13 protein-coding genes are annotated in these 11026 nt (G+C 67.2%); 10 read left to right on the top strand and 3 right to left on the bottom strand.

What is annotated here, in order from left to right; all coding sequences use genetic code 11:
* The first annotated feature begins 183 nt into the window (after positions 1-183).
* The 4 genes from F595_RS14775 (at position 184) to F595_RS0105525 (ending at position 2961) form a co-directional block, all read left to right on the top strand.
* Entirely contained in the window at positions 184-357 is a 174-nt protein-coding gene (locus tag F595_RS14775) for a PA3496 family putative envelope integrity protein (RefSeq protein ID WP_022955875.1), read from the top strand.
* Between the two features lie 113 nt (positions 358-470).
* Positions 471-1070 (top strand): superoxide dismutase, encoded by a 600-nt coding sequence (locus F595_RS0105515; RefSeq protein WP_022955876.1) that lies wholly within the window; start codon positions 471-473, stop codon positions 1068-1070.
* Positions 1071-1078: 8 nt separating this feature from the next.
* Positions 1079-2398, top strand: coding sequence for an ATP-binding protein (locus tag F595_RS0105520; RefSeq protein WP_022955877.1), 1320 nt, complete (start codon positions 1079-1081; stop codon positions 2396-2398).
* 23 nt (positions 2399-2421) lie between these two features.
* Positions 2422-2961, top strand: a complete 540-nt coding sequence (locus tag F595_RS0105525; protein WP_051144665.1) for a response regulator transcription factor — start codon at positions 2422-2424, stop codon at positions 2959-2961.
* A 45-nt stretch (positions 2962-3006) separates the two neighbouring features.
* Here the strand turns inward: F595_RS0105525 and F595_RS0105530 are convergent, their stop codons facing one another.
* From F595_RS0105530 to F595_RS0105540, 3 genes are all read right to left on the bottom strand, one after another.
* Positions 3007-3654, bottom strand: coding sequence for a DedA family protein (locus tag F595_RS0105530; protein ID WP_022955879.1), 648 nt, complete (start codon positions 3652-3654; stop codon positions 3007-3009).
* A complete protein-coding gene (dsbD, locus tag F595_RS12950) occupies positions 3645-5507 on the bottom strand; it encodes a protein-disulfide reductase DsbD (protein ID WP_022955880.1) in 1863 nt (620 codons plus the stop codon). Before dsbD ends, F595_RS0105530 begins: the two co-directional genes overlap by 10 nt.
* Positions 5508-5579: 72 nt before the next feature.
* Positions 5580-7685 carry an acetyl-CoA hydrolase/transferase C-terminal domain-containing protein gene (locus F595_RS0105540; RefSeq protein ID WP_022955881.1) on the bottom strand — a complete coding sequence of 702 codons (2106 nt, stop codon included), beginning with the start codon at positions 7683-7685 and terminating at the stop codon, positions 5580-5582.
* A gap of 101 nt (positions 7686-7786) precedes the next feature.
* Here F595_RS0105540 and ccmA point away from each other — a divergent pair, with 101 nt between their 5' ends.
* Genes ccmA through F595_RS0105570 form a run of 6 tightly spaced genes read left to right on the top strand, consistent with a single transcriptional unit; the run spans position 7787 to position 11026 of the window.
* The gene (ccmA, locus tag F595_RS12955) at positions 7787-8446 is read left to right on the top strand and encodes a cytochrome c biogenesis heme-transporting ATPase CcmA (protein WP_022955882.1); all 660 of its coding nucleotides are present in this window, start codon (positions 7787-7789) and stop codon (positions 8444-8446) included.
* Positions 8446-9120 carry a heme exporter protein CcmB gene (gene ccmB, locus F595_RS0105550; RefSeq protein WP_022955883.1) on the top strand — a complete coding sequence of 225 codons (675 nt, stop codon included), beginning with the start codon at positions 8446-8448 and terminating at the stop codon, positions 9118-9120. Before ccmA ends, ccmB begins: the two co-directional genes overlap by 1 nt.
* Positions 9121-9130: 10 nt before the next feature.
* Positions 9131-9895: a heme ABC transporter permease gene (locus F595_RS0105555; RefSeq protein WP_022955884.1), complete on the top strand. Its 765-nt coding sequence runs from the start codon at positions 9131-9133 to the stop codon at positions 9893-9895.
* On the top strand, positions 9892-10116 hold the full coding sequence (gene ccmD / locus F595_RS12960) for a heme exporter protein CcmD (RefSeq protein ID WP_022955885.1): 225 nt from the start codon (positions 9892-9894) through the stop codon (positions 10114-10116). The genes F595_RS0105555 and ccmD overlap by 4 nt, the downstream gene beginning before the upstream one ends.
* Positions 10116-10556: a cytochrome c maturation protein CcmE gene (gene ccmE / locus F595_RS0105565; RefSeq protein ID WP_022955886.1), complete on the top strand. Its 441-nt coding sequence runs from the start codon at positions 10116-10118 to the stop codon at positions 10554-10556. Before ccmD ends, ccmE begins: the two co-directional genes overlap by 1 nt.
* Positions 10553-11026, top strand: a complete 474-nt coding sequence (locus F595_RS0105570) for a DUF6882 domain-containing protein (protein ID WP_022955887.1) — start codon at positions 10553-10555, stop codon at positions 11024-11026. The genes ccmE and F595_RS0105570 overlap by 4 nt, the downstream gene beginning before the upstream one ends.

The following is an 11026-nucleotide window of genomic DNA, read 5'->3' on the forward strand; positions in this document are numbered from 1 at the left end:
CGTTGCCGTAAAGAGGGGCGGCAGGGCCGACCCCGGTAAGCCGGCGAGTATAGCGCGTGCGGCAAATGCCTGAGAACCGGCATTTCGGCGGAGTGCTATTTACAGCGCGGCCGTCGTGTCTTAAATAGCCGAGACGGACCGCAGCGGTCCGGATTCTGGCACAACGGCTTGCTGGAGAGCGTCATGTTGGAAGAAGGCTTCAACGACGAAGCGGCAGATGGCGAAGACGAGACCGTGTCGAAGGCGCAGGCGGCGAAGAATGCCCTGCTCAAGCGGCGCGCACTCGATGACGTGATCGAGGAGCACCGCCTCAACAAGCGGCTGCGCGATTACGACTTCGATCTCGATGACGACTGATCGCCGCGCCGGCTGTCCGCAGCGGCGCCGGCCTTGCACCTGTGCGCCGTGTGGGCATAATGGGGCGGCCTCGCGCTAACCCCGCATCAACACTGAATCACAAGGAAACTGTCATGGCGATCGAACTGCCGGCTCTGCCCTATGAAAGCACCGCCCTGGAGCCGTACATCACGGCCCACACCCTGAGCTTCCACCACGGCAAGCACCACAATGCCTACGTGGTCAACCTCAACAACCTGATCAAGGGCACCGACCTTGAGAACGCCAGCCTGGAAGCCATCGTTGCCGCCTCGGCCGGTGACGCCGCCAAGGCCGGCATCTTCAACAACAGCGCCCAGGTCTGGAACCACACCTTCTACTGGAACAGCATGAAGCAGAACGGCGGCGGTCTGCCGACCGGTGCCATCGCTGACAAGATCAACGCCGACTTCGGTTCCTACGAGAAGTTCGTCGAGCTGTTCAAGGCCGCTGCCACCACCCAGTTCGGCTCCGGCTGGGCCTGGCTGGTCGTTGGCGCCGACGGCAAGCTCGCTGTCACCAAGACCGGCAACGCCGACACCCCGATCGTGCACGGCCAGAAGCCGCTGATCACCATCGACGTGTGGGAGCATGCCTACTACCTGGACTTCCAGAACCGTCGTCCGGACTACATCACGACCTTCCTCGACAAGCTCGTGAACTGGGACTTCGCCAACGCCAACCTGGCCGGCTGATTTCCCCGATGCGGGCACTGACCGGCCTGGTGCCCAGTGCCCGCCATCGCAACCTGGCTGAACTCTGCCTGCTGCGCGGTGTTCTGCTGACCCTGCTTGTCGGCAGCGGTCTCTGGCTTTCCCTGCATCATGGTCTTGCGCTGCCGCTGGCGTCCGTCTCCTGGATACTGGCCGGATGGCTGCTGCTGACCGTTCTCACGCTCTGGCGTCTGCGCCAGCGCAGCGTCGTGGATGATGACGAGCTGTTCCTGCAGCTGCTGGGCGACGTGCTGCTGCTGTCGGCGCTGTTCAGCCAGACCGGTGGCCACAGCAACCCGTTCGTGACCTATTACCTGGTGCCGCTGGCGATTGCCGCCTCGACGCTGGCGTGGCGCCAGACGCTGACGCTGGCGGTGACCATGCTGGCCGCCTACAGCAGCCTGTTCTGGCTGCCGAAAAGCCATGGGCCGGCCTGGCCCTGGGACAGCTACCACGGCCATCTGCTCGGCATGTGGTTCAATTTCCTGATCAGTGCCGTGCTGCTGGTGGTGTTTGTCAGCCGCATGCAGCAGCGCCTGCGTGATCATGACCGCCAGCAGGCCGTGCAGCAGCGTCAGCATCTGCAGCAGGACCAGGCGCTGGCGGTGGGCACCCTGGCCGCCACCGCCGTGCATGAGCTGGCCACGCCGCTGGCCAGCCTGACCCTGCTCAGTGACGAGCTGGCGGCGGCACTGACGTCTGAAACCCCGGACGGTCAGCCGGATCTGCCCCAGGCGCAGGCGGATCTGCTGGCCATGCAGTCGGCGCTGGCACGCTGTCGTGACATTCTCGGGCGTCTGCGCGAGCAGGCGCGCAGCCCGCAAAGCAGTCCTGCCCAGCCCGTGCAGGTGCAGGTCGAGCAGCTGCTGGTCGGATTGTCGCTGCAGTTTCCGGACTGTCGCTTCCTGGCGCTGGCGGGCACGGCCGACCCCTGGAACCTGCCCATGCCCTGGCGTCTGCAGCAGGTGCTGCACACCTTGCTGGTGAATGCCGCCGAGGCGGCCTCGGGCACGGTCAGCGTGCAGGTCGACGGTGTCGATGGCGCAGGCGCCGTGGTGGCTTCCCTGGCCGAGGCGGCCCGGCTGCGCTGGCGCATTGCCGATGACGGGCCGGGCTGGCCCGCCGACGTGCTGGCGAGTGCCGGTCGTCCGCGTGACAGCAGCAAGCCGGAGGGGTTTGGCTGGGGCCTGTTTCTCAGCGAACTGACAGTGACGGCTCTTGGCGGGCGTCTTGACACGCTGGCCGGCGAGAGCGGCGGTGCGGTGGCTCAGCTGAGTCTGCCGCTGCCGGTGTTTTCCGAAACGATCTGACTGGGTGGAGAGTGCAGGCGATCATGCGCATGCTGCTGGTGGATGACGATGAGCTGTTTCGCGACACGCTGGCACGCGGCTGTCGCCGGCTGGGTCACGAGGTAAGCACGGCGGCAAGCGCTGCCGAGGCCTTGCAGCAGCTGCGCGAGCAGGCACTGGATGCCTGCGTGCTGGACCTGCGTCTGGCCAGCGGCTCGTCCGGCCTGCAGCTGCTGCCCGAGCTGCTGGCGCTGCAGCCGTCGCTGCAGGTGCTGATGCTGACCGGTTACAGCTCGATCGCGACGGCGGTGGAGGCGATCAAGCGCGGTGCGGTGAACTACCTGACCAAGCCGGTATCGGCAGCCGACGTGCTGCGTGCGCTGGAGGCAGACCCGGAGCAGGCCGAGGTCAGCGACAGCGAGGTGGATGCGCTCGAGGATCTGACGGTGAACCGGGTGGCCTGGGAGCACATCCAGCGCGTGCTGCTGGAGGAGAACGGCAACATCTCGGCCACGGCACGCCGTCTCGGCATGCACCGGCGCACCCTGCAGCGGCGTCTGCTCAAGCGTCCTGTGCCGCTCTGAGCCGAAGCAACGCCCCTTGGCGTGGCTGCACCTGGGGCAGCGGCATCAGCCGCCGGCGCGGCGTTCGCGCAGGCTGGCCAGCTTGAGACGGATGAGGCCGTAGATGCCGGGGGCCACGCTGAGAATGATGATGGCGAAGATCACCAGCATGAAGTTGTCCTTCACCACCGGCAGATTGCCGAAGCCGTAGCCCAGCCAGACGAAGCTGCCGACCCAGACCAGTCCGCCGAACACGTCGATCAGGAAAAAACGCTGGTAGGGCATCTTGCCGACACCGGCCACGAAGGGCGCGAAGGTGCGGATGATCGGCATGAAGCGCGCCAGCACGATGGTCTTGCCGCCATGGCGGTCAAAGAAGGCCTGGGTGCGAAGCAGGTAGTCACGGCGTATCCAGCGTGAGTCCATGTCGTAGACGCGCTCGCCGAGCGTGCGACCGACCCAGTAGTTGCAGTTGTCGCCGAGCACGGCAGCGAACCAGAGCAGGAAGAACAGCAGCCAGGGGTCCATGACACCGGTGCCGGCCAGTGCGCCGGCGGCGAACAGCAGGCTGTCGCCGGGCAGGAAGGGCATGACCACGACGCCGGTCTCGACGAACACGATGAGAAACAGCAGGCCATAGATCCAGGCCCCGTTCTCAGCCGCGAAAGCCGCGAGGTGTGCGTCAACATGCAAAATGAAATCAATCAGTTCCATGACTTTTCAACAAACTCCATGAAGGTTTCCCGGGTCGATTCGCCGACCAGGGGCTGAGCCTTGCGGCCCTGGCCGTTCCACGCCACGAAGGCGGGAGGACCGAACAGGTTCTCGCGCTGCAGCCAGTCGAGCTGGGCGGCGCTGGTGTCGGTGATGTCGAACTTGAGCAGCACGCCGCTGGCCAGCAGCGCCTGCACCTCGGGGCGCGGGAACACCGTGCGTTCCATTTCCACGCAGCTCACGCACCAGTCGGCATAGACGTCGATGAGCACGGGCTGACCTGCCGCGAGCGCGTCCGCGACGGCGGCATCGAGCACGGCCGGGTCGGTGATGCGACGGAACTGGCTGCCGCGCTTGGCGTCAGTCAGCGTTGCCTCGGCCTGCCAGGGCCTGAGCAGGTCGTTGCCGCCGCGCGAGGCGCCCCAGACCAGCACACCGGCCCAGGCCAGCAAGGCAATGACCAGCAGCCAGGCCGGTGCCTGCCTGACCTGCCAGGCGCCCAGCCGCTGCACCAGCAGCAGGGCCAGCATGGCGGAGAAACCGGCCCAGACCAGCAGCTGGCTGGTCAGCGGCAGCATCCGGTTGATCAGGCTGATCGCCACCGCCACCAGCAGCAGGGCGAACACCTGCTTGGTCAGGGTCAGCCAGGGCCCCGAGCGCGGCAGCCAGCGGCCGCCGCCGGCGCCGATCAGCAGCAGCGGCAGACCCATGCCCAGGCTCAGGCTGAACAGGGCGGCGCCACCCAGCCAGAGATCCTGGGTCGTGCTCAGGTAAAGCATGATGCCGGCCAGCGGTGCCGACACGCAGGGCGACACGATCAGGCTGCTGATGGCCCCCATGACGAAGACCGAGGGCAGCGAGCCGCCGGCCTGGTTGCCCTGCCAGCGTGTCAGGCGCTCGGTGAGCCAGTCCGGCAGGGCCAGCGCGCTGCCACGCCAGAGCATGATGGCGAGCGCGAGGAAGAGCAGGGCGAAGGGAATCAGCACGGCCGGGTGCTGCAGCCACAGCGAGACGTTGGCGGCGGCGCCGAGGCCGGCAATGAGCAGACCCAGCGCGGTGTAGACCAGGCACATGCCGAGCACGTAGCTGCCGGCCAGCGCGAGGCCGCGTCCGCTGCCCAGCGCCTTGTCCTTGCCCTGGGCGCCACTGATGATGGCGGACAGGATGGGCAGCATGGGCAACACGCAGGGGGTGAAGGCCAGCCCGATGCCCAGCACCAGGAAGGTCAGCATGACCAGCGGCAGGCTGGCCCCGGTCAGCCACTGCGACAACGTATCCGAGCGCGTGCTGGCGGGCAGGGCCGGCGTGCCGGCGGTGCTGCTGGCCAGCGGGGCGTCCGGCACCACGGCCTCGACCTTCGGCCCGGCATCGGCCAGTGCGGTCCAGTCGGCCAGTGCTACCGTGAGCTGGCGGCGCTCCGGCGGATAGCAGAGGCCGGCATCGGCACAGCCCTGGTAGCTGACTTCCAGCGTGGCCGTGCCGTCGAGGGCACGGTTCGGCGCCGGCAGCACCAGGGTGAGTTCGTCACGGTGAATCTTCACGCGCCCGAAATTGGCATCGTCATGCCATTCGCCGGGCTGCAGCAGGGTGAACTGCACCGGCAGCTCGCCATGACCCGGACTCAGCCAGGCCAGGCTCAGCGACTTGTCATAGAGATAGTGTCCCGGGGTGATCTCCCAGCTCAGCACGAGCTGGCCGGGCTCGACGCCGTCGCTGAACACGAAGGCTTCGTCCACCGGCAGGAAGTCACGCTTGCCGCTGTCACCGAACAGGCTCACGGCATGGGCAACGCCGCCGAGGCTGAGGCCGAGCAGCAGCAGGATCAGTGCATGGAAGCGGGAAGCAGACGGCATGGCGGGCGCATCCGGGCTGGTGGTGGCTGGGAACCGATCAAACGCGGCAGAGTATGGCGTGGTGCACGCCAGTTAGCCACGGCACGCGGCATACAGTCGCGCGCTCAGCACGTCTTTCAGCGATGTCGGCCGGTCCAGTCCGAGGCGTTCCAGTTCTGCAGCCGGCGCCTGCACGTGCCGGTACTGCCAGAGCCGGGTCAGCAGCGCCTTGCGATCGTTGAGCAGCGGTTTCATGCGCTGCAGCGTGGCTGCCATGACAAGTTCGTCGGCGCTCAGGTCGCTGCCGAAGGGAAATGCCGGCAGCAGGCCGTCGGCACGGAACGGTTGCAGCCGCTCGGCCAGGCGCTCCGGCAGGTTGTGGCGCTGCGCCTCGGGAATCACGTAGTCGGCGGAGAGCTTGCCGGCGGCCACGGCCTGCGCCTGCAGCTCGGCCTGGAAGCGCGAGTCGGTGATGGCGAGCAGGCGCTGGATGACCTCGCTGTCGGTGCGCCCGCGCAGTTCGGCGATACCGTATTCGGTGATGACGACATCGCGCAGCTGGCGCGGAATCGTGGTGTGGCCGTAGTTCCAGACGATGTTGGACACGGTCTTGCCGCCGCTCTCGCGCACCGCGCGCAGCATCAGCACCGATTGCGCATCGGGCAGGGCGTGCGCCATGGCGACGAAGTTGTACTGGCCACCGACGCCGCTCACCACGCGGCCGTCGGCAAGACCGTCGGACACGGCCGCGCCGAGCAGGGTCATCATCATGCAGGTGTTGATGAAGCTGGCGCGCTGGCGTTGCGCGCGGGCCAGCGCTTCCTGGCCGTAGAGCTGGTTGATGAAGCCGATGGCGGTCATGTTGATGGCATCGCGATCCTCGTCATCGAGATCACGCAGGGCCTGGTAGAAGTCGCGCGGGCCGAGGAAGAAGCCGCCGGTCAGCGCGTGTCCGCCACGCAGGCGGGTGCCGAGGCCGTCGGCGGCCAGGACGTCGCGGGTGCGGGCGTCATCCCAGCATGCCGGCACGGTGTGCTCGCCAATGACCAGGGTGTCGTTGTGCCAGCGCACCGAATCGCGCAGGATGCCGACGCGCTGCAGCCAGGCCACGTCGCCGGCGTCGGCATGGCGGCGCAGATGGCCGTGGGCACGCAGGGCGTCCAGGGTGGCCAGCGACACTTCCTCGCCGATGACCTTGTCGTTGAGCAGGGTCTGCAGGCCGGCGTGCGGGTAGACGAGGCGCCGGATCAGGCCATCCTGCTGCAGGCGCAGCAGGCCGTTGACGAGCATTTCGCTGCAGCCGTAGAGGCCGTCCTGAAAGTCCTCCAGCGCCGTGTCGGGGCGGGTGCTGCCGAGGGCGGCCATGACGTCGCGGTAGCGCGCGTTGTTGCCGTCACGCAGGCGCAAGGCATGGCAGATGGCGTCACCGAGGGCGCCGATGCCGATCTGCAGGGTGCCGCCGTCACGCACCAGGCTGGCGGCATGCAGGCCGATGGCATGCTCGCTCAGGCTCACCGGCGTGTTGGGGGCGCCGAACAGGGCGTGACTGCCCTCGGGCGTGTCGAGGATGACATCGGCAGCGGAGGCGTCGATGAGCGCGTCATTGGTCATGAACGGCAGTTCGCGGTTGACCACCAGCACCTTCAGCACCCGGCGGCCCGAGGCCGCGATCAGCGGCAGCAGATCCAGGGTCACGTCCGGATTGCTCGACAGCGAATACTGGCGCTGGCCGTCCTGTTCGCGCATGGCCACGGCCTGCACCACGACATTCAAGCCCTGCGCCATCATGTCGCGCGCCACCAGCGTGTAATGGGTGGCGAGGTAGTCCTGCTGGGCTCGCGGATTGCCCAGGTAGTCGCCGGACTTGAGGAAGAATTCCGATACCGTCACGTTGGCCGGCAGCTGACCGCGCTGCTGGTCGCGCACGTAGTGCAGATCCGGGTAGCCCGCGAACAGGCGCTGCAGGATGGGCTGCATGAAGGCGGTTTCCAGCCCCGGTGCGGTCGACGGCACGTTCAGCGAGAGCGCGGTGAGCAGATGCAGCGAGCGGGTCGGATCAGCCTTGATGCGGTCATAGACGGCATTGAGCAGGGTGTTGGGCTTGCCGGTGCCGAGCGGGGTGCCCAGTATCAGGTTTTCGCCGGCGGCGGCCAGCACGGCGTCGACACACCGGTTCATGTCGGAGAAATGCAGAGTCATGACGGCTTCCTGAACGGTGTGGTGTTGATAGGGTGTGTGACTATAAGAAATCCGGTCCGGCTGGGCTACACTAGGCACCTTGTCTTCGGGGGCCCTCCGGCGTGCTTGAGCTGCAACATCTGGACGCGTGGCGTGATGACCGCTGTCTGTACCGTGATCTGACCGTGACGCTGCCGGCGGGTGCGGTACTGCAGGTGGCGGGCGTCAATGGCGCCGGCAAGACCACGCTGCTGCACACGGTGGCCGGTCTGCGCGCGCCCGATGCCGGCCGGGTCTGCTGGCGCGGTGTCGACCGTCGTGACGATCCGGAGGCCATGCAGCGCGATCTGCTGTTTCTCGGCCATCTGCCCGGCCTCAAGGCCAGCCTGAGCGTGCAGGAGAACCTGCGCTTCCTGGCTGCCTGTCGCGGCCTGCGTCTGCCGGCAGCGCTGCTCGACAGGGCGCTTGAGCGTGTCGGCCTGGCTGGCTGCGAGGATGCGCCGGTGGCGCAGCTGTCGGCCGGCCAGCGTCGCCGTGTCGCGCTGGCACGGCTGTTCACCGAGCCGGTGCCGCTGTGGGTGCTCGACGAGCCGTTCACCGCCATTGACCGCGACGGCGTCGCCGCCATCGAGACCTGGGTGGCCGACCACGCCGAGGCCGGTGGCAGCGTGCTGCTGACCACCCACCATGCCCTCAGCCTGCGCTGCCCGCTGGCGCAGCTGACCCTGCAGCGTCGTGTTGACGACGACATGCTCGCGGATGACGACGGAGCGCTGCCGTGATGATGCAGGTCTTTGCCGAAGTCCTGCGTCGCGACCTGCGCGTGGGCATGCGCCAGGCCTCGGACTGGCTGAATCCGCTGGTGTTCTTCCTGATGGTGGTGGCGCTGGTGCCGCTGGCGGTGAGCCCGGCACCCGAGCGACTGCAGGCCATGGCCGCCGGCATCGTCTGGATCGCCGCGCTGCTGGCCGTGCTGCTGGCGATGGACGGCCTGTTCCGCAGCGATTTCGATGACGGCAGCCTGGAGCAGCTGCTGCTGACGCCCGCGCCGCTGTCACTGCTGGTGCTGGCCAAGGTGCTGGCGCACTGGCTGCAGACCGGACTGACGCTGGTGCTGGTGGCCCCGGTGGCGGCGCTGCTGCTGAATCTGCCGGTGGCGGCAATTCCGGTGCTGTGCCTGACCCTGCTCATCGGCACCCTGACCATGAGCCTGGTCACTGCCATTGGTGCCGCACTCACGGTAGGCTTGCGCCGGGGTGGCGTGCTGGTGCCGCTGATCAGCCTGCCGTTGCACATTCCGGTGCTGATCTTTGCCACGGCAGCGGTTCAGACTGCCATGAGCGGCCTGCCAGTGTCGGGATTCCTGGCCCTGCTGGCGGCTTTTCTGGTGCTGGCCCTGCTGTTTGCCCCGCTGGCGGCCGCTGCCGCCTTGCGCCTGTCCCTGAGCGGAGGATGAAGTCAGCGTCATGATGACCCTGTTGCGAAAACTCTGGGCCGTGATCGAGCCCACCGTCAGTCCGCGCAATTTCCATGATCTGGCCGGACGTCTGCTGCCCTGGTTCGCCTGGCCGGCTGCCGTGCTGCTGCTGCTCGGCCTGGTCTGGGGGCTGGCCATCGCGCCGCCCGACTACCAGCAGGGCAACAGCTACCGCATCATCTTCATTCATGTGCCGTCGGCCAGCCTAGCCATGGGCGGCTACCTGATGCTGGCGGCCTGCGCGGTGATCTCGCTGGTGTGGAAGGTCAAGACCGCCGACATGGTGGCGCGCGCGGTGGCGCCGGCCGGTGCCGTGTTCTGCTTCCTGGCGCTGATCACCGGTGCGCTCTGGGGCAAGCCGACCTGGGGCACCTACTGGGTCTGGGATGCGCGGCTCACCTCCATGCTCATCCTGCTCTTTCTTTACATGGGCGTGATCGCGCTGCAGCACGCCTTTGACGAGGTTGCGCAGGGTGGCAAGGCGGCAGCCATCCTGGCGCTGGTCGGCGTCGTCAACCTGCCCATCATCAAGTACTCGGTGGAGTGGTGGAACACGCTGCACCAGGGCTCCACCTTCCGCATCACCGAACGCCCGACCATGCCGCCGGAAATGTACCTGCCGCTGCTGGTCATGTTCTTCGGGCTCTGGTGCCTGTTCGTGGCGGTGGTGCTGATGCGCAGCCGCCACATCATCGTGCAGCGTGAGCGCCGCACGCGCTGGGTGCGTGAGCTGATCGCGGAGGGCAGGGCATGATGGCCTTCGAGTCGCTGTCCGCCTTCCTAGCCATGGACGGTCATGCCCTCTATGTCTGGCTCTCCTACGGCATCGCGCTGCTCAGCCTGGGCGGGCTGGTGCTGCTGTCGCGTCAGCACCATCGCCGCTGGCTGCGCGAACAGCAGGCGCTGCTGCGCCGCCAGCAGGGCAGTCGTCGCAACACTCCGTCATCCACGTCATCCCGCGAGGAAATTTCCTGATGCATCCGCAACGTCGTCGTCGCCTGATCTGGCTGCTGGTCCTGGTGCTGGGTGTCGGCCTGGTGGTGGCCCTGTCCAGCTATGCCCTGCGCCAGAACATCAATCTGTTCTTCACGCCCAGCCAGCTGGCGGCCAACGAGGCCTCCGACGGCCAGCGCATCCAGGTCGGCGGTCTGGTGCTGCAGGGCTCGGTGAAGCGCGATCCGGGCAGTCTGGCCGTGCATTTTACGCTGACCGACCTGAAGCACTCGGTCGAGGTCTATTACGACGGCATCCTGCCCGACCTGTTCCGCGAGGGGCAGGGCATCGTCGCCAACGGCGAATGGCGTGACGGCCGCGTGGTGGCCGAGGAAGTGCTGGCCAAGCATGACGAGAACTACATGCCGCCCCAGGTCAAGGAAGCCATCGAGAAGGCCGGTCATCCGGGAGCCGCGCAGTGACGGAAGATCAGTTCGAGCAGCTCCTGCAGGACAGCACGCAGCAGCTGCGTGACAAGCAGGCCCGCCTGGAGCGTGACTGTCATCTGCAGGCCATGGCGCGCTGGCAGCTCAATGAGGCCGATGCCGAGCTCACCTTTTTCGACGCGTCAGGTGTCGCGCAACTGGTGTTCTCGGTGACGCCGCTGGGCTCGTTCGCCGCCGCCCAGGACAGCTGGAAGTGGGCCTGGGCCAATCCCAAGCTGAACGGCAACTTCCGTCAGCGTGCGGTCCCGCTGCAGGGCCTGTTCCAGATCACCGACTACGACCTGTTCCTGGAAAAGGACACCGTCAGCGTCGATGCTGGCATGGCCTGGGAGCTGGCGGCGGTCGCGGTGGCGCATCTCGATGCGCTGGGCTGCTACCGGGTCACCCATGGCGATGTCTGGCTGTTCCTGGCGCTGGATGCCGTGCGTCCGGCCGGCGAGGTCTGA

Origin of the sequence: Perlucidibaca piscinae DSM 21586, assembly GCF_000420045.1 — a bacterium.
Taxonomy (GTDB): Bacteria; Pseudomonadota; Gammaproteobacteria; order Pseudomonadales; family Moraxellaceae; genus Perlucidibaca; species Perlucidibaca piscinae.